Genomic DNA, 23,880 nt, shown 5'->3' with positions numbered 1-23,880 from the left:
CGCGTGGAGAGGATCTATGGGCGAGTTCTTCGTCGTTCCGTACTGCGTGAAGTTCGAGGACAGCATGGCCTATGGCAGCCATCACTACCTCACCAACTTCCGCTTTCAGTGCATCGCGCGCGAGACGCTCTACTTCGCCGAGGCCGCGGACGGCACGCTCCCGCACGAGGAGGATCGCGCCGCGATCCGGCTGCTCACCACCGAGGGGTACAGCCGGAACCTCGCGCCGGTGCGCGTGGGCGAGCGCGTCGCGATCTTCATGAGCCTCGGCGCCGTGACGCGCTCGAGCGCGTACGGCTACTTCCGCACGGTCCGCTTCGACGGCGAGCCCGTGGCGTGCGGCTACCAGCGCATCGTCGCCGTCGCCGCGGCGAGCGACGAGCTCGCGCCGCTGCCCAGGTCGGTGACGGCGCACGTCGGGGTCCTCGACGAGCGCGTGCCGCACCAGCGCTTCGTCGAGCTCTGCCTGCGCGGCGGCTCCGCGCTGCGTGAGCTCTTCCCCGAGCGCCTGCTCCGGCACGCCGCCGAGGTCGCGCGGGGGCCGCTCCACGAGGCGCGCCCGCACAGGGCGCGGTGGGACGCGGAGGCCGCGGCGGGCGTGGAGGCGGCGCCGGGGCGCTCCGGGGAGGCCGCGCGGGAGGGCGGCGGCGTCGCCGGCAAGATCGCGCTGCTTCTGCCGGGCCAAGGCTCGTTCGATCTCCGGCTCCTGCGAGCGCTCCACGCGCGCTTTGACGCCGCGCGCGAGGCCGTCGCCGCGGCCGAGCCCGCGGCGCGCGAGCTGCTCGGCGCCTCGCTCGCGGCGCTCGTGACCGCCGGCGAGGCGGAGGCGCGGGCCGCCCTCGAGGCGTGCGTCGATCTCGATCAGCTCGGGATCCTCGTCCAGGACCACGTCGCCGTCGCGCTGCTCCGGTCCGCCGGGCTCGAGCCCGACGTCGTGGCGGGGCACAGCCTCGGGGAGATCGCCGCGCTGGCCGCGAGCGGCGCGTTTCCCCTCGCGACGGCCGCCGAGGTCGTGTGCCGCCGGGTGCTCGCCCTCCGCGGCGCGCCGCCCGGCCGCATGCTCGCTGCGCACACCGGCGCGGAGCGTTTGCGCGACGAGGTGCATGCGCTCGGCCGGGACGACGTGTTCGTCGCGGTGGTCAACGCGGCCGATCAGGCGGTCGCGTCGGGCACGGCGGACGGCATCGCCGCGCTCGAGCGGCGGCTCACCGGCGCCGGTGTTCGCGCGACGGTGCTCGCGAGCCGCTACGCCTTCCACTCGCCGCTGCTCGCGCCGGCGGTCGGTCCGTTCGCGAGCGCCCTCGTGCGCGCCGGCGCGGCGCGCCCCGCGCTGGCCACGTACTCGCCGATCGATCGCGTCCACTACGGCGACGGCCCGCTCGCGCCCGCGCGCCTGCTCCCGATGCACCTCGTGACGCCGCTCGACTTCGAGGCGGCCGTGCGCGACCTCCACGCGGCGGGCGTTCGCACCTTCGTCGAGTGCGGCGGCGGCGGCGCCCTGACCGCGCTCGCGCGGCGGAGCGCGCCGCCCGGGCCCGATCTGCGCGTGATCTCGACGTTCCGCGCCGGGGAAGACGTCGTGGCCGAGCACCGGCGCGTGATCGACGCGCTGCGCGCCGCGGGGCGCGCGCTCACGGCGCTCGCGCCGCTCCCGGCGGAGGAACCGGACGGCCGCCGCCCGCGCGAGGCCGCGAGGCCTGCCGCCGCGAGCTCCGCGAGCCCCGCCGCCGTCGCGAGCTCCGCGAACCCGGTCGCCGCCGCGAGCCCGCGCGAGGACGCTGCGGGGGCGACGCCGATCGCGATCGTGGGCATGGGCGCGGTGCTGCCGGGGGCCGGCGGCGTCGACGCCTACCTCGCGCAGCTGTTCGCGGGCACGTGCGGGATCGCCGACACCGGCGAGCGACACCCGGAGCTCGCGACCGACTTCCTGAACCGCGGCCGCGCCGCCGACAAGACCTACAGCCTGCTGGTCGGCACGGTTGACGCCCTCGGCCCGTACGCCGAGCAGACCGGCTACGACGCGCGCACGCTCGAGCGGCTGCCCAAGACGGCCCGCATGCTGGCGTGCGCGCTCGCCGAGGCCCGATCGCACGCGTCCGTGCTCCGCCACGGCGCGCCCCTGCGGATCGTATGCCTCCTCGGCTCCACGGCCGACGGCTCGATCGAGCACGACGAGGCCACGCTGCTGCTCGGCGTCGAGCGCGCGCTCGGGCGCGCCGCCGCGGACGAGGCGGCCCGCGCCGCCGTGGTGGACGCGCTGGCGGCCGAGCTCGGGCTCGACGCCGGGCGGCGCGCGGCGTGCCGCGGCCACCTCGAGCCGCTCGCGCGCGTCGTGCGCGACGTGGTGGGGGAGGGCGCGCGCACCGTCATCGTCGACGCGGCCTGCGCGTCGTCGATGCACGCGGTCCATCTGGGCGCCGCGATGCTCCGCCGCGGCCTCGCCGACGTCGTGATCGCCGGCGGCGCCTACCAGCCCGGCCCGACGAACGCGTGCCAGTTCTCGCAGTTCGGCGGGCTCTCCGCGACCGGCAGCCGCCCCTTCGATGCGTCCGCCGACGGCGTGGTGTTCGGCGAGGGCGCCGCGGTCGTCGTGCTCGAGCGGCTCGACGACGCCCGATCGCGGGGCGATCGCGTCGACGCCGTGCTCCTGGGCAGCGGCCTGTCGAGCGACGGCCCGAGCCCGTCGGTCACGGTGCCGCAGCGCCGCGGGCAGGCCCTGGCGATGCGGCGCGCCCACGCGCGGGCCGGCGTCGAGGCGCGGAGCGTTCAGTACGTCGAGGCGCACGCCACGGCGACGCCGGTCGGCGACGCCACCGAGTTCCAGGCGCTCGCCGAAGTGTTCGCGAGCGACGCCGGCGACCCGGGCGCCCCGCGCATCGCCCTGGGCAGCGTCAAGTCGCTGCTCGGCCACACGGGCTGGACCGCGGGCGTCGCGTCGCTCATCAAGGTCGTGCTCGCGATCCGCGAGCGCACGCTCTTCCCGCAGCACGGGTTCCAGGCGCCGAGCGCGCGGATCGATCTGGCGCGCTCGCCGTTCGCCATCTCGACGGCGGCCGCCCCCTGGACCGCCGAGGGCGGGGCCCCGCTGCGCGCCGCGCTCGACAGCTTCGGCTTCGGCGGCACCAACGCCCACCTCGTCGTCGAGGAGCACCGCGCCGACTGCCACCCCGCGCGTCCGCGCCCGCGCGGAGGATGCCGCGCGCTGTGCGTCGTCGGGCTCGGGTCCGTGTTCCCTGCCACGGGCGGCGCGACCGCGGGCGCCCCGTCGGACGTGCTCGCGTTCGACGAGGGCGCGCTCCGGCTGCCGGCCCGCGCGCCGGTCCTCCCGGACGCCCTCGAGGCGATGGACCCGACGCAGCTGCTCGCGGCGATGGCCGCGGAGGAGGCGCTCGCGGCGCTGCCTGCGCGCGAGCTCTGCGAGCGCATCGGCGTCGTCGTCGGCCACGAGGGCAAGACGCGCCGCGGCGCACGCGCCAACGAGCGCATCTTCGCTGACCGCGTGGCGCGGGCGCTCCGCGCGCGCGGCGTCAGCCCCGCGCTGGCCTCCACGACGGCCGACGCGCTCCGCGGGGGATCGCCCGCGACGGGGCCGTACACGCAGCCGGGCAACATGCCCAACGTCATCTCCGGGCGCGTCGCCAACGTCTTCGGCCTGCGCGGGCCGAACTTCGTCGTCGACACCTCGGCGACCTCGCTGCTCGACGCGCTCGCGGCCGCCGATCTCGTGCTCGATGAGGACTGCGACGTCGTGCTCGCGGGGGCCGTCAACGCCTTCAGCGACGACGTCGCGCGGGGCGCGTCCGCGACCCATGACCCGCGGCCGGTCGGCGAGGCGGCGCTGCTGGTCGCGCTGTGCACCGAGGACACCGCCGCGCGCCACGCCTGGCCGGTGCTCGCTCGCCTGCACCTCGTCGCCGGCGCGGCGGAGGGCGTCGCCGGCGAGGCGGTGCGCGGCCCCTCGGCCCGCGAGCTCGCGGTCGGCGGATCGAGCGCGCGGCTGCGCGGGGCCGAGGGCGTCGTCGAGCTCCACGCGGCGATCCGCGGCGCGCGAGCGCACGGCGCCGCCCTGGTGCGCTGGCCGTCCGATCCCCGCGCCGTCCAGGTCACGCCCCCCGAGGCCGCGCGGGTCGCGCCGGAGCGACCGGCCTCGGGCTTCGCGACGGGCACGCCGATCCACGGCTTCGTCCCCGAGATCGCCCCTGCGCCGGCGACAGGGCCGGCGGCGCGCGTCCCGTCCCGCGTCCTCTACGTCTGCACCGACGCGGCGCTCGCCGCGGAGGTGCGGCGCGCCGCGCGCTCCGACGAGGAGCGAGCGCGCGTCCTCGCGCTCGCCGTCGAGGAGGCGTCCGGCACGGTGGAGCCCGGTAGCCCGCGCGACCTTGCGGCGCCGGGGGCCGAGGCGTCCGGCGGTGCGCCCTCGCTCGACGCCCGCGACGAGGCGCGGCTCGGCGCGTCGTTCGCGGCCCTGGCCCCCGATGACGTCGACGCGGTCGTCGTGCTCACCCGCGCCGCGGACGCGCTCGCGTTCGTCGACGGCGCGCCGGGCTCGTACAGGCCGGCGCTGCGCGCGCTGTTCGGCGCTGCGCGCCGCTATTACGACGCCATCGCGCGCGGCGAGGTGGCCCTCGCCGCCGTCGTCGCCTCCGCCGTGGACCTCCACGGGCGGCTCGCGCCGGTGAGCGGCGCGGTCGGCGGCTTCGTGAAGTCCCTGGCGCGCGAGCTCCCGGGCGGCGACGTGCGCGTCCTCCACACCGACGCGCACGACGTTGCGGCCGCGCTCGGCGCGCTCTCCGAGGAGTGGCGGCGCGCCCGGCCCGCCGTTCCCGAGGAGGTGGTCGATCTCGGCGGCGCGCGGCACACCGTGCAGCTCGCCCGCGCCTCCGCGAGGCCGCGCGCGCGCGCCGTGCCACAGCTCAACGCCGATTCGGTCGTGCTCGTGACGGGCGGCGCGCGCGGCATCACGGCGGAGTTCGTCGAGGGCCTGCTCGGCCGCTTCGGCTGCCGCGCCGTGCTCCTCGGCCGCTCGCGGCTGGAGGACGCTCCTGCCCGCGCGCTCGCGATGACCGACGCGGACTTCGACGCGTACGAGCGGGACTTCTACGCCGAGGCCCTGCGCGAGAGCCCGGGCCTGCGGATGGGCGTCCTGCGCGACCGCTACGCGCGCCTCCGCGCGGCCCGCGAGGCGCACCGGGTCCTCGCCCAGCTGCGCGCCGGGGGCGCCGGTGGCCGCGTCGTCGACTACCACGCCGTCGACGTGACGCGCGGCGAGGACGTCGACCGCGCCGTCGCGGCGGTCGCGGCGGCGTACGGCCGGGTCGATCTGATCGTGCACGGCGCCGGCATCCAGGTGTCGAGCCGGCTCACGTCGAAGCCGCTGGAGCTGTTCGAGCGGATCGTCGACACGAAGCTCGCCGGCCTCGCCCACCTCCGCCGCGCCCTCGCGCACCACCTGCCCGCCGCGCGCCCGCACGTCCACCTCGTCACCTCGGCGTTCAGCGTGCTCGGCAACGACGGGCAGCCGGACTACGGCGCGGCGAACGAGGCGATGAACCGCGCGGCGGCGTACTTCGCCGCCGAGGCGGGCGCAGGCCCGTGGTCGAGCCTCGCGTGGCTCGGCTGGAACGGCGTCGGTATGACCGCCGGGTCCGAGTACAGCGCGCTCGGCGCGGCGCGCGGGCTCCGGGGCGTCGAGCCGGAAGAGGGGAGGCGGATCTTCCTCGACCTCGTCGCCGATCCGCCCGCCGGCGCGGCCCAGGTCCTGCTCACCGACAGCGAGATCGAGCGCTTCGCCCCGCGCATCGTCGCGGCGGACGCGGCGGTCGCGTTGGCCGCCGCGGACGGCGCGCCCGAGAGCGCGCCTGTGAGCGCGTGGACGCTCGATCCACGCGTCGATCCGTGGCTCTCCGACCACCGGGCGCGCTCGAGCGCCGTCGCGGCCGGGGCGTTCCTCGTCGACCTGGCCGTCCGGCACGCGCTCGCGACCTCGGGCGGCGGGGCGCTCGTCCGCGAGGTGCGCGACGTGCGCTTCCTCGAGTTCCTGCGCCTCGCCGACGACGCGCCGCGCGACGTGCGCGCGGTGACGACCCGCCGCGAGCGGCTCACCGGTGGCCGCGTCGCGTGCGCCGTCGAGGTGCGCGGCGACTTCGTCCACCGGTCGGGCGTGACCCTCCGCGCCGGCGTCGTCTTCGCGACCTGCGTGGTCGAGCTCGGCCCGATCCACGTCGACCGCGGCGGCCTCGCTCCGCGCCACGCCGGGCGGGTCGACGGGCCCCTGGTGCGCGACCCGTATGCGAGCCCTGGCTCGCCGGTCCGGCACGCGGGCTGGTTCGATCACCTCGGCACCTTCGTGCTCGGGCCCGCGCTCAAGGAGGCCCGGTTCCGCCTCACGACCGACGGCGCCCTCGCGCGGCAGCGCGGGGCCGCCACGCCGTTCCTCCTGCTCGACGCGCTCCTGTCGCTGGGCACCCTGCGCCGCGACGAGGCGGGCGCGTTCCCGGTGTGCGCCGCGGGCGGCGTCGACCGGATCCGCTTCGGGACGGCGGCCAACGACCTCGCGCTCCGCGACGCGGGTGTCCCCATCCGGCTCGTCGCCACGGTCCCGACCGCGGCGGGCGATCGCGTCCTCGGCGCGTGGGCGCAGGCGCTCGACCCCTCGGGCGGCGTGCTTCTGGAGGTCGAAGGGCTCGAGGGGCGCGTCATGGGGCGCGTGGCCGCGGACGCCCGCCCGGCGGCGCAGGCGACGCTGACGCTGGGGGCGCCGTGACGCCGCCGCTCGCGATCGCGGTCGCGCGGGCGGACGCCGAGGCCGCGGCGCGCCTCGAGCCCTACCTGACACCCAGCGAGCGCCGCGCGTGCGCCGCGCAACGCGTCGCGGCCCGGCGGGCGCAGTCCGCGTGCGCGCGCGTCGCGGCGAAGTGGCTGCGCCTCGAGCTCGCCGCCGGCCGCGGCGCGCCGCTGGTCGCGCTGGACGCGGCCTCGCTCGAGGCGCACCCGCGCGCGGACTACCTCGCCTGCGCGGTGACGGGGCCGTCCGGCCGTTGCCCGCGCTTCGAGGACGGCGCGTTTGCGGTGTCGCTCTCGCACGCCGGCGAGCTCGCGGCGGCCGCGGTCACCACGGCGCGCGCGGTCGGCGTCGACGTGGAGCGGGTCGAGGCGCGCGCGGCGGGCTTCGCTGACGAGCACTTCACCCCGCGCGAGCGCGAGGGCCTCGCGCGCGGCGCCGCGGCGGGCGTCGACCGCGCCGCCCTCGAGACGTTGCTCTGGAGCGCCAAGGAGGCGCTCTACAAGACGGGGGCGCTCGCGCTGCCGGCGCGGTTCTCGTTCCGGGACATCGACGTCGCGTTCCCGCCGGGCGGCGCGCGCCTCGCGCAGCCCTCGGTCCGCTCCTTCGCGCTGGGCGCGCGGGGCGGGCAGTTCTTTGGCCGGGCCGTGCTGACCGGTGCGTTCGCGCTCGTCGCGGCCGTCCCCGTCCCGCCGGTCGCGGCTCTCGGATGAATGGCACTCACCAAACACGAGGTTTCGACGATGCAATCTCATGATCTTCTCGACCATGTTCGCTCCGTCTTCGTGCGCATGACGCGCTACCCCGACGAGGTCGTCGTCGCCGACGCCGATCTGGAGCAGGACCTCGGCATCGACTCCGTGAAGCGCGGCGAGATCCTCGCGACGCTGCGCGCGGATTTCGGTCTCCCGAACGCCCTCAAGGCGGCGCCCGACGAGCTGCGCACGGTGGCTCGTGTCAGCGAGTTCCTGTCGCGAACGATCGCGGCCAGCGCGGAGGCCGGAGAGCACGCCAATGGTCACGTGGAGCCCGGAAACCACGCCAATGGCCATGTCGAGGCCGGATGGCACGCCAATGGTCACGTGGAGACCGAAAGCCACGCCAACGGCCATGTGGAGGCGGCGAAGCACGCCAACGGCCATGTGGAGGCGGCGAAGCACGCCAACGGCCACGTGGAGGCCGGAAGGCACGCCAATGGCCACGCGGGCGACGCGCTCCATGTCGTGGTCCAGGCGCTCGCGGACGCGACCCGCCACCCGGTCGATCTGCTCGTCCCCAACGCGCGCCTCGAGGAGGACCTCGGGGTCGACCGCCGCCGGCGCGACGAGCTCCGCGCGCTCCTCTGGCAGCATGGCGCCCAGCCGGGCGCGCTCGAGGTGGCGCTCGACGAGGCCCGCACGGTCGGCGATCTCGCGCGCCTCGTCGACTCCGCGCCGCCCGCGCAGGTCACCGCGGCGCGCGCGCCCGCGGCCCCTGCGGCGCAGCGGGCGCTCCCTGCCGCCGGGGTAGCGCTCGCGGGCAAGACGGTCCTCGTGACCGGATCGAGCCGCGGGCTGGGCCGCGCCATCGCCGCGAAGCTCGGGCGCGCCGGCGCGCGGGTCGTCGTCAACAGCTTCCACTCGCGGGACGACGGTGAGGCGGTCGCCGACGAGATCCGCGGGGACGGCGGCGACGCGGTGCACGTCTGGGGCTCGGTCGCCAACCCCGCGCACATCGACAGGCTCTTCGATGCGATCGCGCGCGACGTCGGCGAGCTGCACCACTTCGTCAGCAACGCGTCGAACGGCCGCTTCGGCCCCCTCGAGCAGACGACCCCGGAGCACTGGGAGCTGGCCTTCCGCACGAACGTCATCGGCTACCACCTGTGCGCCATGCGCGCGGCGCGCCTGATGGAGCGCCACGGCGGCGGTCGGATCGTCGCGCTCTCGTCGAACGGCTCGTCGAGGTACCTCGAGCACTTCGGCGCCATGGGCGCCGTGAAGGCCGCGGTGGAGTCGCTCACGCGCGCGCTCGCCGTCGAGCTCGCCCCGCGCAACGTGCAGGTCAACTGCGTCTCCGCCGGGCCGATCTATGGCCACGTGACGAGCAACTACCCGGATCACGAGCGGATCCTCCCGTACTGGGAGTCGCGCACGCCGGGCGGCCGGCTCTGCACCGAGGACGACGTCGCAGAGGCCGTCCTGCTGCTGCTCTCGGACGGGGCGCGGAGGATCAACGGCGCGACCCTCACCGTCGACGGCGGAGGCTCGCTGTGCATCTGACGCTTGCGATGGCCGGCGCCGGTCAGCGCTCGGCGCAGGTAAGCGCTGAACAGCTCACGTCGGCTTCCTTGGAGCTCGCGAAGAAGGAGGAATCATGAGTGCCCATCTCGACCCGCAGCCCCCGGGCCCCGGCCCGCTCGCCAGCCTTCGGTACCTGGCGAATTTCAGGACCGGTAACATGCGTCATTACGAGGACCTCTTCGCGCGATATGGCGACGTCGTGCGCCTGCGGGCGCCCGGGGCCGAGGACTTCGTCATGGCGTTTCACCCGAACGACATCGCGCACGTCCTTCGCACGAACGTCCGGAACTACCCCAAGGGGAAGCGCTACCACGAGCTCGCCCCCGTGCTGGGCTGGGGCCTCGTGAACAGCGAGGGGGAGCTCTGGCGGCGCCAGCGCAGGCACGTGCAGCCCCAGTTCAACCACGCCAACACCCTCAAGTTCGTCCCCCTCATCGTCGACCACATGGAGGCGGCGCTGCGGCGCTGGGACGCCCAGCCGGGCGAGTTCGAGCGCGACATCAACGACGACATGATGGACGTGACGTTCGGTATCGCGGGCGAGGCGTTCTTTGGCGCCGCGCTGCAAGCCCACACGGACACCGTCCGCGAGGCGTTCAAATATGCGCTGTCGATCGCGCTGAAGCGGATGTACTCCCTGGTCAACCCGCCGCTGTCCTGGCCGCTGCCCAGCCACCTGCGCTTCCGCCGGGCCATGGACCGCGTGCACACCGTGATCGACGGCATCATCGACGGCTACCAGCGCGGCGCGGGCGGCGAGGACAACGTGCTCGTCCGCCTCATGAACTCGGTCGACCCCGAGACCGGCGCGAAGATGGACCGCGCGCAGCTGCGGGACGAGATCAAGACCATCCTGATGGTCGGGCACGAGACATCGAGCGTCACCGCCTCGTGGGCGCTGTACCAGCTCGCGCAGCACCCCGAGGTGTACGCCCGCCTCACCGACGAGATCGATCGCGTCCTCGGCGGCCGGTCTCCGACGGCCAAGGACATCGAGTCGATGCCTTACCTCACCATGGTCTTCAACGAGTGCCTTCGGCTCCTGCCCTCCGTGCCGTTCATCCTCCGCAGCCCGCTGGAGGACGACGTCATCGGCGGTTATCAGGTCGCCGCGGGGTCGACGGTGGCCATCGTCCCGTGGGTCACGCACCGGCACCCGGAGTTCTGGAGCGATCCGCTGGAGTTCAAGCCCGAGCGCTTCGCGAACCACCGGCGGAGCGCGGACGACAAGCTCGCCTACATCCCCTTCGGCGCCGGCCAGCGGATCTGCCTCGGCGAGTTCATGGGGCAGCTCGAGGGCAAGATCATGGTCGCGATGGCGCTGCAGCGCTATCGGCTCCGTCTGGTCCCCGGCTTCGACCCGCGTTGCCGCGGCTTCATCTCGCTGCAGCCGGTGAACGGGATGCGCATGATCCTGAAGCGGCGGGAACCGTCGAGCGTCGTGCGCGCGGCGCCGGCGGGGCGGGGGGAGCCCGCGGCGGCGGAGCCTGTGGTGGCGGAGCCCGCGGCGGCCGCCGTCATGAGAGCTCACGGCTGCCCGTACAGCGCCAGGGCCTGAGGGCCTGGGCTCGGCGCACCGGCCGGCGGCGCGATCGCCCGGCCTTTCCTCCCAGGCGGAGCCTCCGCCCTCATTTTTTCTCTCGGTCCATGTCAGGCCCCGGGGAGCCGCGGCGAAGTAACAGGCAGGCAGGCGGACGGCTCGGGGTGAACCCCTGAGCGCTGCCTCCTTGTACGGCACTGGCACAGCCGGCGCGCTGCGCGCTCCGACGACGAGCGCGCGCGCCAGGCGAGAAAGGCATCCCTCCCCATGCGGACTCCCATGCACACGGTATCTCGATCGATCGTCCTCACCCTGGCGGCGAGCCTCGCGGGCTGCGTCGCGGCCGGCCCTGCGGATGAGCCTGAAGACGAGGCGATAGCTGCGGCCTCCAGCCCGCTCGTGGCGGACCGGGCCAGCCTGCCGACACCGGCGGCCTACTGGAGCTTCGACACCTGCGCGGCCGGCGCGATCACGCGTGTTCGCGAGGACTCGGGCCGGGGGGCGTTCGGCGTGATGTCCGGCCGCCGCCTCTGCAGCCCTGGATGGTCCCTGTCAGCCGGCGACTTCGACGGGGCAGGGGATCGGGTGGAGATCAGCAGCGAGGGGAGGAGCTACCTCCACTTCCAGGACCGGATCACCGCGGCGGCCTGGGTCAACCCGCGGAGCGTGACGGGCAGCCGCACCATCGTCAACCAGTGGTACGCGGCAGATTCATTCCTGCTCGGCATCGACAACGGCAAGTACTTCTTCTCCGTGGCCTTCCCCGACGGAGGCGCCGGCCGGCGCGCGACCGTCCAGGCCCCGGCCGTCGCCAACGCGTGGGCGCACGTCGCCGGCGTCTACGACGGCGCGGCGCTCAAGCTCTATGTCAACGGCGTGCTCCGCGCGTCGACGCCCGCGTCGGGCGCACTTCAGCAATCGACGCGGCCGATCGTCATCGGCGGACACCCCAGCTGGAACGCCTACAATGGCCTGATCGACGAGGTCCGCCTCTACCAGCAGGCCCTGAGCGACGCGCAGGTGGCGCAGCTCGCGGCGGGCGAGGTCTACCCGGTGAGGGCGTATTACGTCTATCCGAGCGACCAGCCGTATCACCAGGAGTACGTCGACGCCATCAACACGTACCTCGACGAGCTGCGCGGCTGGTACCGCGACGAGTCGGGCGGCTCGTTCCACCTTGTGGGCTTCGTCCAGCCGGTGCGCTCGTCCCAGGACTACCTGACCATGCGCTGCGGCTCGACGCCGACGAGCGCCTGCCGGAGCAACCCGCAGGAACTCCCGAACTGGCTCAACGCGGTGTCACAGGCCGTCGGCGGCTTCCCGGCGCGGCAGTCCACGCTCGTCTTCACGCAGGGCGGCGGCGGCTGGGCGGGCGCCAACCTCCAGGGCGATTTTAGCGGATACGCCCTCGTGGGCGACTGGGTGCTCGAGCCCCTCTCGGGTGTGCGGGAGCCGCTCGCGCTCCACTGCGGATACGCCACGTGGCAGTGCAGCGGTGGCGTGCCGAAGGGGACCGTCGCCCACGAGATCGGGCACTCGTTCGGCCTGCACCACCCCGACGGCTACTCGGGCACGACGATCATGGCGTGGCACGGCGACTATCCGACGACCGACTTCCTCGATCACGAGCAGATGATCCTCCAGGAGAGCCCGATGCTCTCGTCCGGCGTGTTCGTGCGCGGCGGGCTCTGGCTCGACTTCAACAACGCCGACGTCATGCACTGGAACACGACGGTGAGCCTGACCGGCTCGGGCTTCGGGCCCGGCGCGCAGGTCGAGTTCGTGGACGCCACGCACACCGCCCTCGCCAGCCCGACCAGCATCAGCGCGACGAGCCTCACGGTGCAGGTCCCGAGCGGCGTCGGCCCCGGGTACATCCGCGTGCGCAACGGGAGCGGCGCGAGCAACAAGGTGCCGGTGAACTTCCACCCCTGAAGGGTGCGGTCCTCTAGTACGACTGCGGGACGTCGACCCGGATCGGCAGAACAACCGCCATGCCGCCAAGGACGCCAAGGGGAGAGAGGAAGTGCCGTCTCGGCATTTCTCCATCCCATTCCCCTGGTTTCTTGGCGCCCTTGGCGTCATGGCGGTTCACTCCCTCATCTTGCTTCGCGCCGCAGCACCAGGTGACGCCGCGGTGCTGACAAGCGGCGTCATCGCCGGCCGTCGCTGTCTCTCGAGCAGCGCCGATGCGGCGCGGGCCGTCGCTCTTCGCTCCGACGGCCCTACCCCCGCTCTTTCTTCAGCCTCCGACCCTCATTGCTGGCCCAGGACGGCCCACCCGCTCCACGTCGTCTGCACGCCTGCGCGGAGCTCCTGCGTTGCGCCCTGGTCCAGCCATCGCACGCTGGCCCATCCCACGTCTTTGACGAGCCCCTGGTCCACGGCGTAGAGGGCCTTCGCGGACCCGTCGGGTTTCGGAGCGACCTTGTAGGTCGCGAGCGGCACACCCCTCGTCGAGTAGAGCGTCATCGAGATGTTGGGCATCGACTCCCTCTGATCGATGAACAGGTACAGCGTCCGAGTGCTCAGCACGTACGCTGCGCACGCGCCGCACTGAGGATCTCTCGGTTGCATGGGTTCGTCCTTGATCCTGCGTGGCGACTGCGGCCGCACACCGGATGACAGCTCCTGCGCCGCCTGGCCGGTGTCCGCGGCCGACTCGACAGGCGTGGCGTTCATCGTTGGACCGCAGGCGATGAGGACAAGGGCGCTCAGACCGAAAATCGAGGTTCGCATCGTTCAGATCCTCCGTATGCCGTTTCCGGGGTCGATCTCTTCTTCGCGGTTTCCTCCCGGCCTCTGACAGATCTCGATCCATCTCCGGGGCGGTCAGGGGACCAGCGCCCGGAAGCTCGCCCAGTCGCTCGACGGATCCGCGCGCAGCGCCGCGAGGGTCGCCTCACGCAGCTGCGCGCCCGGATCTCCTCGCTCTCCGGCGTAGAGCGCGGCCATCACCCGCTCTGCCAGCGCGTCGTCGACCGGGCGCGTCGCCGCGATCACCGAGCGCGCGCCGGCGATCAGCAGCGCCTGGGCCAGCCCGAGCCCGAGCCCCCGCGCCCCGGACGCCGCCTCCGTGCGCGCCGTGTCGCAGCCGGACAGGACCGCCCGCGCGGGCGCTCGGCGCAGCGCCAGGATGTCGCCCACGGCGAGCTCGCTCCCGCCGGAGAGCGCGAGGCTGCTGTCCCAGCCGTCGAGGCCCCCGAAGACGCCGTGGCCCGCGTAGTGGAAGAGCGCGAGCCCGGGCTCCTCCAGCGCGCCGGCCACCGCTCGGCGCGTGGCGAGCCCGCCCGACAGCCGCTCGACGCGCAGCCCCTTCCCGGAGAGCGCCGCCGCGACCGCGTCCGCCTCGCGCCGCGCGGCCGGCAGATCGCGCCGCGGATCCGCGACGACGAGCGCGCGCTCCGGCGCTTGCCCCGCGCCGGCGCCCTCCGCGGGCCGCGCCCCGCGCCGGGGCAGATCCAGGCCGTACGTCACCGGCATGCGCGCGACGAGCGGCGCGCCGTCCCAGGGCAGGGCGTGGAAGTCGACGCGAGCGAGCTCGCCATGGGCGGCGACGCGGAGGCGCGTCGCGGCGCGCAGCTGCGCATCGAATGGCGCGAGCAGCCGCGGGGCCAGCGCCGCGGCGGGGGCGGACACGTCGAGCGCCGGCAGCCGCTGGGCCACGACGCCGTCGCGGGTGACGGCGAAGCCGGCCCATCCTTCGCGGATCGGATGGACCACGAGCATCAGCTCGCCCTCTTCCAGCGCCGGCGCCGCCTCGACCTCCACCGCCGCGGGCTCCCCCTGTCGCACCAGGAGCAGCGCCTCCTCCAGCCGCGCGCGGATCGACCCCCCGCGCGCGGCCCGGGCGACCCGGACCGCCTCGAGCTCGTCGGACGAGAGCCGCCAGTCGTCGCGCCCCTCCTCGTCGAAGGCCGCCCGCGCGTCGCGGTACGCCGCGAGGGCGCGCTCCCAGCGCGCCCTCTCCTCGCCGCCGAGCGCCTCGATGCGGTCGATCCAGCGGAGCGTCGCGAGCGCCCGCGCGCGCGACCGCCGGGCGGCGCGCACGGCGCGGCGCGGATCGCGCCGGAGCAGGAGGTCGACGAGCCGCCGCGCGCTCTCCTCGAGGCGGCCGAGGTAACCGCCCCGGCCCTGCCCGAGCGGCACGAGCGCGCCGAGGTCGCCCCGCAGCCCCTCCGCGCGCTCGTAGGCCTCCGTGGCCGCGTCGAGCCGCCCCATCGCCTCGAGCGCCCGCCCGCGGCCGAGCGCCGCGCGGTAGCGGCCTTCCGGCAGCTCGCTCGCGTCCGCGAGCCGCGCGAGCCGGCTGTAGATCTCCAGCGCTCTCGCAGCATCGCCGCTGCCCAGCGCGACGCGCCCCTCGATCTCGAGCCAGTACATCGCCACGCTGGCGTCGGGGCGCGCGTCCGTCCGCCGGGCCTCGTCGAGGAGGGCGCGCGCCGCGTCCGCCTGGCCGCCTTCCAGCTTGGCGAGGGCCAGGTTCGTCAGCGCGTTCGCGCGCTTGGCCGGCTTCGGGCACGCGGCCCCGTACAGCTCGAGCGCGGCCGTGAGCGGCGATTCGGCGTCCGCGAGGGCTCGAGGCCGCTCGGCGCCCGCAGGCGGCTCGCTGGACCCGCCGCTCGCCCACGCGACCTGCAGGGCGTTCCAGCCGAGGTCGTTCAGCAGGGAGGCTCGCTCGCACGGGGCCCCCCCGGCGGGGGAGGACGCCTGCACGTCGCGCAGCAGCGCCCGCGCCTCCAGCGGTCGGCCCAGGGTCTGGAGCACGTCGGCGCGCTCCTGGAGCACGTGCAGCCGGTGGTCGCCCAGGCCGAGGCGCTCCGCGCCCGCCGCCGACGCGTCCAGCTGCCGGAGCGCCGCGCGCAGGTCGCCCGCCTCGGACGAGAGCAGCGCCGCGTAGTACGGCTTCACGGCGCGCCCCTCGGGGTGGCTCGCCTCGAGCGGCCCGAGCGCGTCGAGCGCCGCCCGCGCCTCCGCGAACCTGCGCCCGTTGTAGAGGAGCGCGTACGAGAGCGCGAAGCGGTCGAGGAACTCGTCGGAGATCCGCCCCGCCGCCCGGTGCGCCCGGATCGACGCCTCGAAGCCCGCGATCGCCTCCGGGATCCTCCCTCGCGCGAGGTCCACGCGCGCGCGCTTGCCGATCGCCAGGGCCTGGACGGCGGGGTCCGCGCCGGACGCCAGCGCGTCGAGCGCCGAGGACGCCGCGTCGAGGTCGCCGCTCCGGCGCAGCGCCTCGGCCTCCTTCAGCCGGGGCGCGTCGGCGGCCGGGCGGAGCTCCAGGCGGAACGACGCGCGCCCGCCGCCCCGCTCGGCGGTCACCGAGAGGGCGCGGGCCCCGTCGGGGACGGGGACGCGCGCCAGCACGCCTCCCTGGACGGGCGCTCCATCGAGCGCGGCGAGCGGGGTGTCCGCCGCGACGGCCGCGTCGACGGCGATCACGACGTGGGCGTCCGCGGGGGCCTTCACCCAGATGCGGAGGATCCGGTCGTCTGGAAGCGCGCAGGCGGGTCCGGCGTGCACGGCGCCGCAGCCGGCGAACTCCACCTCGAGGGGCGGCGCGGGCGCCGCGGCGGTCGCCAGGGCCACGGACGCCCCGGAGGCCGCCGGTTCTGCGGGCGCCTTCGCGCGGCGCTCCTCGCCTCCCCGCGAGAGCGCCACCACGCCGAGGATCGCTGCGCCCAGCAGGGGCCAGAGCGCTCTCCGGCGCGTCACGGGTCCTTGGAGGGCGCGTCGGGTCGGGCGGTGGGGAGGGGGCGCGGCGCTGCCGGCGGCAGGAGCAGCACGTTGAATCGTAACACTCGGAATGTACTATTATTTTTGCCATCGTGCGGCCGCGCGTCCCGCGCCTCGGCCGCGCTGGCTGGCAGCGCCGCTGGCCGCCCGATCGCGACGGCGATCTCCCACTCGCCCACGGGCACCCCGTGGAAGAGCGTCTCCGTGTCGCCTTCGATGCGCGCCGCGCCTTGCTCCGAGACGTCGGCGTGCACGTCCCAGGGGCGCGCCGCGTCGCCCTGGATCAGGAAGGCGCGCACCGCGACCGGGCCGTCGACCCGGGTTGCGGGCCGCAGGGCGATCTCGAGCCGCGATCCGGGGCCGAGCCGCGCGGTCGCCGTCGCATCGGCGCCGTTGGAGGCGGAGCGCTCGCTGACCTCGCCGCCAGCGAGCGTCATGGCGTAGGCGGGCACCGGGAGCATGGCCACCGCGCCCGGATCGTCGAGCAGGCCGCGCCGCTGGTGCCTGTCGCCCTCCAGCGAGAGCCGCACGACGAGGACCGCCGCGGCGGCCGCGGCCAGGGCCGCCGCCGCGATCCGCCAGGGCGCCCGGCCAGGCTTTCGCGCGAGCGGGATCACCTGGCCGCCGCGCGCCGAGGCCGTGCGCTGTCCCGGAGGTGGCGGGCCTGTCGTCTCCGCGCCGGCAGCAGCGGCGCCTGCCGCCTCCGCGCCTCGCTCGCCCGCGCTCGCCTGCAGCCCGGCCAGGATCTGGTCTGCGATCCGCGACCGCGCGTCGCCGTCCAGCGGGCGTGACGCCTCCCATGCCTCGCGGTCCTCCGGGGAGCGCTGCGCCTCCGTCTCCAGCGCATCGCGCTCGCTGGCCGCGAGCGTCCCCAGCGCCCTCGCGGACCAGCGCGGATCGCTCGCCCGGTCCTGCTCGCGCGCGGCGCGCGCCAGCGCCTTCAGCAGATCGTCGTCGGTCATCGTCCCCCTCCCGGGCTCGCAGCGCTCGGCGAGGCGCTGTGTCCTCTCGGCTCCGCCTCGGCCGCGAGCTCCGCGGCGATCTGCCGGACGAGCCGGGCGATGCGGCTCCGCCACGCATACACGGCGTCCGCCGTCATGCCGGTGATGGCGCAGGCTTCCTCCGTGGATCGCTCGTCGACGAGCAGCAGGTAGAAGAGCTCCACCCCACGCTCGCTCAGGCGATCGCGGAGCTGGCGCGCGATCGCCGCGAGCAGCTCCCGCGAGATCGCCGCGGGCTCCGGTGACACGGAGGCGCCGTCCACGCGCTCGAGCGCGTCGTCCTCGGTGGGCTGCTCGGTCCAGGGGTTCCTGCGGCGGCTGCGCAGGATCGAGCACGCCTCGCGCTCGGCCACGAGCCCCACGAAGCTCGCGAGCGGCAGCCCCCGGCCGGCGTCCCACTGGCGCAGCGTGCGCCCCTGGTCCGCGAAGAGCGCAAGGAACACGCTCTGGGTCAGGTCCTCGACCTCCTGCCTGACGTCGCGGTGCCCCGCGGCCCGCCGGCGGCGGAGCAGCGGCCGCATCACCCGCTCCTGGATGGTGGGCGTCAGCAGATCGACGAGCGCCCTCACCGCGGCCGGCTCTCCCGCCACCGCCCGCGCGATGAGCGCGGCCTCCGGGCTCGGCGATGCGGCACCTGGGGCTCCCCGCCGCGCGTCCTCGGCGATCGTCCGCGGCTGCGCGGGCAGGGGAGAGCTCGGGGCCATCAGCGCACGGATAGACGCGCGCGACACGCCCGTCAATCGAGCCACGTCTTCGCCGCGCGGGCCGTGGTCGAGTGAGCCCACCGGGATCGCTCGCGATCAGCCGCCGCAGGCGAGGGGGATCGTCAATCTCCACATGTCGTTGAGCAGCACCGGCGCGAACTCCGCGGTCGCTCCCCCGAAGATGTAGAGCTCGTAGGCCGTGGCGGTCTTGCGAGAGAAGTAGAACTGGCCGAACCTCGGCGCCGGCCCCGTCATCGCGGTGCCCACGCGAGTCCAGGTCCCGGCGTGGAGATCGAAGCACCAGACATCGGACAGGGTGGTACCGTCGAACCGGCTTCCCCCGAAGAGCCAGATGCGGTCGTTGTGCTCATCGGCGATCCGCTTCGCGTTGTCGCGGTGGCCCGGTCCACGAGCGCGGCCGGGCCAAAGGACCGCGATCGGCCTTGGTTGTCTTCTCCTCTCCACGAGCATCTGTCGTGCCCCAGCGTGGGTTGACAAATAATCCTCGCATACGCGATGCTATTCATCTCAGCCATGAAGGAAGCGCACTTCGTGACCGGGTTTCTTGGCGCCGTGCTCGCGTGCGCCCGGCGCGCTCGCGTTTCACCGAGCTCGCGTCCGGAGAGCAACGCGCGTTGATGAAAGGGTGTCAGCCTGGTTTCGCCGCGCTCGCGGAGCTGTATTCCGCGGAGGTCGCGGAGACGGCCATGGACGGGGCCCCGACCTGAGCGAAACCCCATGGAACACCCGCACGATCTCGTCGGCGCCATCCCCGAACGCCTCGATCCCCGCGATGTCCGTCGATTGTCGGTGCTCGCGCCAGCCCGGGCGTTCGCAGCCATCGCGGTCGAGTGGTCGATCATCGCGCTGGCGATCGCGGTCGCGACCCGTGTCGATGCGTGGCCCGTGACCCTCCTCGCGGTCGTGGTGATCGGCGCGCGCCAGCACGCGCTCACGGTCATCGCCCACGACGCCGCGCACTTTCGCCTCTTACCCCATCGTCAGCTCAACGACTGGGTGGGCAACGTGCTGCTCGCCTGGCCGATGTTCATTTCGGTCCAGGGCTTTCGGCACTACCACGGTGAGCACCATCGCCACCTCAACCGCGAGGGTGACGGCAACCGCACGCTGTGGAGCACCCATGACGCCGAAGGTCGCCTCACATGGGAGTGGCGCTATCCCAAGACGCCCCTGGGGTACGCGCTGAAGCTCGCGCGTCGCGTGTTTCTCTTGACGGGCTTGTTCTGGATCGTCCGTGGGCTGATCGGCGGCTTCATGTTCGGTGTCTCGCCGCTCGGCCATGTCGTGCGACTCCTGTTATGGGCCGCCGTCGCCTGGCTGTTGACGGTGTTCGACGCCTGGCCGGAGCTCCTCGTGTACTGGGTGGTCCCCTACTGTACCTGGCACATCGCAGCCCAGTACATCCGCCTGACGTGCGAACACTCGGCGATCCAGTCCGAGGATCCTCGTTATGCCGATACCCGCACGACGATCCCCGGCTTGATCGGACGTTTCTTGGTCCTGCCGCGCAACATCGGCTATCACATCGAGCATCATTGGTATCCGAGCGTGCCGTTCTATCGGCTGCCGGAGCTGCACGCGCTGCTGGCGCAACGGCCGGGGTTTCGAGCGCACGCCCAGTGCGAGCGATCCATCCTTGATTCGCTGCGCCGCTGCGTCACGCCAGGCATCCGCGACCGCCTCTTGCCGCGCTGAGATTCGACGCACGCCGTACTTCGGAAGCTCAGCGTGGTGTAGACAATAGTACACGCCGAGTGAACTCGTTGGATTCTGGCGGACGGTCCTTCGCCTGTGCTGCCTGTGCCCGCCTTCCTGGAAGCGCCTCCTGAACAGGGACCTCGAGTTCGAGACGTACCTGCGGCGACGGGGGGAGCGCAGGGTTACGACGGGCGTTTCCCTCCCAAGCTCCGCCCTCGTCGTCGGTATCATCGCCTCATGAGGCACCGCCGGGGACCGGGATCGAGGGGGTGGCCGTCACGGCGGCTCGGGCTGACAGGACCGCTGGCCGTCGCCGTCCCGCTCCTCTGTGCCTCGCTGTGGCCGGCGGTGGCCCGCGCCGACAGCTACGAGCGGTGCGTCCGCGAGGCGGCGACCCAGGCCGAGATCGACGCCTGCGCCCCCAAGGATGAGCCCCTCGAGGTGAGGGTGCGGGCGAAGCCGCCGGCCCGGAGCGCCTCGGACGTCGAGGCGGACGCGCAGGTCCTCGCCGCCGCGCCGCACGGCTCGGGCGCCGATGTGCTGCGGGTCCTCCCGGGCGTCTTCATGAGCGATCGCGGCCTGCCCGGTCGCGCGCCGCACCTGTCGCTGCGCGGCTTCGATGGCACCTCGGGTCAGGACGTCGAGATCTTCGCCGGCAACATCCCGATGAACCAGGTCTCGCACATCCGTGCTCCTGGATATGCCGACATGCGGCTCATCATGCCGGAGGTGGTCCGGTCGGTCCGGATCGCCAGCGGCCCTCACGATCCGAGGCAAGGCGATTTCGGCGTCGCCGGCTCGCTCCGCATGGATCTCGGCCTGGAGGCGCCGGGCTTCTGGTTGAAGGGGGGAGTCGGCTCGTTCGGGACAAAGCGCATCCTCATCGCGTTTGCGCCCGAGCACGACGAGATGATGGACACGTTCGCGGCCTTCGAGACGGACGCCACGGACGGGCCGGGCGGCGCGCGCGGCGGCGAGCGCAGCTCCTTCGTCGGGCAGCTCGGCGGGGGCTCCAACCAGGTCCAGTTCCGCGCGACGGTGGCCATCGGCTCGGCGCGCTTCGACTTTCCCGGCTACCTGCTGCAGGGCCCCGTAGAGCGGGGCGCCGACCCCTACGCGGCGCAGCGGCCGCTCGGCCGCGATCGGACATCACAGGCGCTCATCGGCTCCGATGTCCTGTGGAGCCTCGGCGAGGGCACGATGGGCATCGGCGGGTTCGCGGGCAAGACCAAGACGACGTTTCACCAGAACCTCACCGGGTACGCGCTCGACCAGCTCGCCGGCGAGCCGATCGTCGAGAGCGACGACAGCGAGATGGTGAACGACGCCTCGACCTTCGGCCTCACGGTGCTTTACCGCCATGGCGTCGAGATCACGTCGAAGCGCGATTCCATCGAGATGGGCGCCTACGCGCGCGTGGACACGGTCGACCAGACCGACACGCGCCTCTTCGAGGACGGCACGAAGAACGCCGCGCTCGTCGACGCGACGATCGACGCCACGAACGTGGCCGCCTATGCCGATCTCTCGCTCTACCCGATCAGGCGCGTGGTCGTCCGTGGCGGCGCGCGCCTCGACTCGCTCTCGTACGGCGTGCGGGATCGCACCAGCAACGCCGGGCTCGAGCGCACCGCGCAGGGCTTCGTCGTGTCGACCAAGGCCATGGCCGACATCGCGGTCAGCGGCGGCGTGCACCTCGTGGCGAGCTACGGCGAGGGGTTCCGTTCCCCGCAGGCGCGCGACCTCGACGAGGGCGAGCGCGTGCCGTTCACCAAGGTGCGCAGCGTCGAGGCGGGCGTCCGACTCAAGGAGGGCAAGACCTTCCAGGGCTCGGCCGTGGGGTTCTGCTCGTGGCTCGGCAATGACCGCGTGTTCGACGCGGCGTCCCGGCAGAACATCGAGGCCCCGCCGTCGGTGCGCGCCGGCGCGCAGGTCGTGATGAGCGCGCGCTCTGGCCCGTTCGGCGCGCACCTGAGCGGGACGTACACCCACGCTCGCTTCACCGGGTCCGACGCGCGCTTCGCGGAGGGCGACCCGGTGCCCTATGCGCCGGCGTTCGTCCTGCGCGACGACGTGTTCGCCTCGGGGGTCGTCGGCCGGCTCTCCGGCAAGGAGGTGACGGTCCGCGTGGGCGCCGGCGTCGAGGGCATGGCCGGTCGCACCCTCCCGGGCGGGCGGGACGGCAAGGACGCTGTCAGCCTCGATGCCGTCGCGGCGGTCGGATGGCGCGGCATGGAGCTCGCCCTGAACGGCACGAACCTCCTGGGCCTGCAGTATTACGACGCGCAGTACGTCTACGCTTCGAGCTTCGTGAAGGACAGCGCGCCCCCGCTGCCGTCGCCGCATGTGCTCGTCGCGGCGCCGATCGCGTGGATGCTGACGCTCCAGATCCATCTCCGCGGCAAGGAGCGCGAGCCGCAGCCGGCTTATTAGCCGGCTGCCGGAGCGGGGTGCAGATTCGTGGGAGTTGGGTCCAGCCGCTAGCCCAGCGCGAGGCTGCTGCTGTCTTCCTGATCGGACGTCACCCGATCTCGCGGTAGTCGAACCAGTCGAAGTCCGCGTGCAGGCGTGTGCCGGCCAGGTCCTGGCATGCCATCCCGACGAAATTGCCCGTGAACCCACAGGGCACCGCGTGCTCGTCCGACAGGATCGACGCGTCGTGCTCCCAGCCCACCGCGTGGTAGGTGACGCCATCCCGGGAGTAGAAGAACGATATCCGATCGTCTTTGATCTCGAGCCGCAGGAAGATGTTCTCCACCCCGTCCAGCACGTACTCCTTCTCGACCGGGAACGTCAGGTTCCCCCGCTCGCACTTCATGAGCGCCAGGGCCTTCTCGGCGTGCTCCGCCCGTGAGACGTAGAGATAGTAGAACGAGTCCGTGCTGTAGAACGCAACGAGGCCCGCCATCTGCTGAAAGTGCTGAGGGGTGAACTGCATGCACGTCGTCGCTTGCACATGTTTGGCCTGCTGGCGCCGCGCGACGAGGCTCTGCTCGAAGTTCGAGCTGATGCTCTCGCGCCCGATCAGGCGCAAGTACCCAGGTCGAGCGGCGAGGCTGCTCACGTCTGCCGGCAGCACGCGCGGCGACTGCCACTCGATGCCCAGCACGGGCTTGTCGAAGTTGTCGCGCTCAGGCGTCTTTGGCCATTCGTGGCGCGGCAGGTTGGGCCCCTCGTAAACGTCCAGAGGAACCTGCCCGCCGGACGCCAGCCGCGGCCACCCCTCAACCCAGGTGATCCCCTGGAGCGCCGTCTCGCGCCCCAGCGTCGACCGACCATTCTGCAGCGGGCGGCGGCAGAGGTGCGCGAGCGCCCACGAGCCGTCCTTGTTCTCCACGAAGCTACCGTGACCGGCGCTCTGGAGCCGCAGCTCGGGGTGGGACGCGCTGGAGATGAGCGGATTGTTGGGCATGACCTCGTAGGGGCCGTGAATCGAGCGAGAGCGGGCCACCGTCGCGGCGTGCGTGATGAACGTGCCCCCCTCCGCGGTGAGCAGGTAGTAATAGCCATCTCGCTTGTAGATGTGCGGCCCCTCCACGAGCCCCAGCGCGGTGCCTCGGAAGATGTTCTCCACCGGACCCACGAGCTTCTTCTCCTTGGGGCTGTACTCCTGGAGCAAGATCCCACCGAACGGGTTGTTGCCCGGCCGGTGATCCCACACCATGTTCACAAGCCACTTGCGGCCGTCGTCGTCGTGGAACAGCGAAGGATCAAACCCCGAGCTGTTCAGGTAGATGGGCTCCGACCACGGACCTGTGATGGAAGGCGCGGTGACCAGGTAGTTGTGTACGTCCTTGAACGACCCTGCCCAGCGTCGCGAATTGGTGTAGATGAGGTGAAACAAGCCGTCTGCGTAGGTCAAACACGGCGCCCAGATCCCTCCGGAATTGGGGTTGCCGCGCATGTCCAGCTGCGAGTACCGCTCCAGCGGTCGCGCGACCACCCGCCAATTGACGAGGTCTTTCGAATGGGAGATCTGGACGCCCGGGTACCACTCGAACGTCGAGGTCGCGATGTAGTAATCGTCCCCCACGCGCACGATTGACGGATCGGGGTTGAACCCCCTCAGTGCCGGATTTTCCACCTTGCTCATTCACTCACCTTGATTGTCTCGTTTTGTTCC

Annotated in this window: 13 protein-coding genes; 7 read left to right on the top strand and 6 right to left on the bottom strand. The window is 73.5% G+C overall.

The window, feature by feature from the left end; all coding sequences use genetic code 11:
* Positions 1–16 precede the first annotated feature (16 nt).
* The 5 genes from WME79_RS27350 (at position 17) to WME79_RS27330 (ending at position 12,538) form a co-directional block, all read left to right on the top strand.
* Positions 17–6,763, top strand: a complete 6,747-nt coding sequence (locus tag WME79_RS27350; RefSeq protein ID WP_437520578.1) for an SDR family NAD(P)-dependent oxidoreductase — start codon at positions 17–19, stop codon at positions 6,761–6,763.
* The gene (locus WME79_RS27345) at positions 6,760–7,494 is read left to right on the top strand and encodes a 4'-phosphopantetheinyl transferase family protein (RefSeq protein ID WP_437520576.1); all 735 of its coding nucleotides are present in this window, start codon (positions 6,760–6,762) and stop codon (positions 7,492–7,494) included. Before WME79_RS27350 ends, WME79_RS27345 begins: the two co-directional genes overlap by 4 nt.
* A 30-nt stretch (positions 7,495–7,524) precedes the next feature.
* On the top strand, positions 7,525–9,042 hold the full coding sequence (locus WME79_RS27340) for an SDR family oxidoreductase (RefSeq protein WP_437520574.1): 1,518 nt from the start codon (positions 7,525–7,527) through the stop codon (positions 9,040–9,042).
* A 94-nt stretch (positions 9,043–9,136) separates the two neighbouring features.
* Positions 9,137–10,621: a cytochrome P450 gene (locus tag WME79_RS27335; protein ID WP_437520573.1), complete on the top strand. Its 1,485-nt coding sequence runs from the start codon at positions 9,137–9,139 to the stop codon at positions 10,619–10,621.
* 261 nt (positions 10,622–10,882) lie between these two features.
* Positions 10,883–12,538, top strand: a complete 1,656-nt coding sequence (locus tag WME79_RS27330) for a LamG-like jellyroll fold domain-containing protein (protein ID WP_437520571.1) — start codon at positions 10,883–10,885, stop codon at positions 12,536–12,538.
* A 321-nt stretch (positions 12,539–12,859) separates the two neighbouring features.
* Here WME79_RS27330 and WME79_RS27325 read toward each other — a convergent pair whose 3' ends face one another.
* The 5 genes from WME79_RS27325 to WME79_RS27305 form a co-directional block, all read right to left on the bottom strand.
* Positions 12,860–13,342, bottom strand: a complete 483-nt coding sequence (locus tag WME79_RS27325) for a hypothetical protein (RefSeq protein WP_437520569.1) — start codon at positions 13,340–13,342, stop codon at positions 12,860–12,862.
* Positions 13,343–13,435: 93 nt separating this feature from the next.
* Positions 13,436–16,312, bottom strand: coding sequence for a CHAT domain-containing protein (locus tag WME79_RS27320; RefSeq protein ID WP_437520567.1), 2,877 nt, complete (start codon positions 16,310–16,312; stop codon positions 13,436–13,438).
* Positions 16,309–17,295 carry a hypothetical protein gene (locus WME79_RS27315; RefSeq protein WP_437520566.1) on the bottom strand — a complete coding sequence of 329 codons (987 nt, stop codon included), beginning with the start codon at positions 17,293–17,295 and terminating at the stop codon, positions 16,309–16,311. Before WME79_RS27315 ends, WME79_RS27320 begins: the two co-directional genes overlap by 4 nt.
* Complete coding sequence (locus WME79_RS27310) at positions 17,292–18,038, bottom strand: RNA polymerase sigma factor (RefSeq protein WP_437520564.1); 747 nt, start codon at positions 18,036–18,038, stop codon at positions 17,292–17,294. The genes WME79_RS27315 and WME79_RS27310 overlap by 4 nt, the downstream gene beginning before the upstream one ends.
* Before the next feature lie 96 nt (positions 18,039–18,134).
* Positions 18,135–18,503, bottom strand: a complete 369-nt coding sequence (locus WME79_RS27305) for a kelch repeat-containing protein (protein WP_437520562.1) — start codon at positions 18,501–18,503, stop codon at positions 18,135–18,137.
* A gap of 273 nt (positions 18,504–18,776) precedes the next feature.
* Between WME79_RS27305 and WME79_RS27300 the strand changes: the two genes are divergently transcribed.
* Both WME79_RS27300 and WME79_RS27295 read left to right on the top strand, forming a co-directional pair.
* Positions 18,777–19,754: a fatty acid desaturase family protein gene (locus tag WME79_RS27300; protein WP_437520560.1), complete on the top strand. Its 978-nt coding sequence runs from the start codon at positions 18,777–18,779 to the stop codon at positions 19,752–19,754.
* Positions 19,755–19,994: 240 nt separating this feature from the next.
* On the top strand, positions 19,995–22,190 hold the full coding sequence (locus tag WME79_RS27295; protein WP_437520558.1) for a TonB-dependent receptor: 2,196 nt from the start codon (positions 19,995–19,997) through the stop codon (positions 22,188–22,190).
* Positions 22,191–22,278: 88 nt separating this feature from the next.
* Here WME79_RS27295 and WME79_RS27290 read toward each other — a convergent pair whose 3' ends face one another.
* On the bottom strand, positions 22,279–23,850 hold the full coding sequence (locus tag WME79_RS27290; RefSeq protein ID WP_437520556.1) for a glycoside hydrolase family 43 protein: 1,572 nt from the start codon (positions 23,848–23,850) through the stop codon (positions 22,279–22,281).
* Positions 23,851–23,880: the final 30 nt, after the last annotated feature.

The sequence above is a fragment of the Sorangium sp. So ce726 genome (assembly GCF_051521405.1).
Lineage (GTDB): Bacteria > Myxococcota_A > Polyangia > Polyangiales > Polyangiaceae > Sorangium.
Note: the sequence above shows the minus strand (reverse complement) of the source record. Positions and strands in the feature narration are given on the sequence as shown.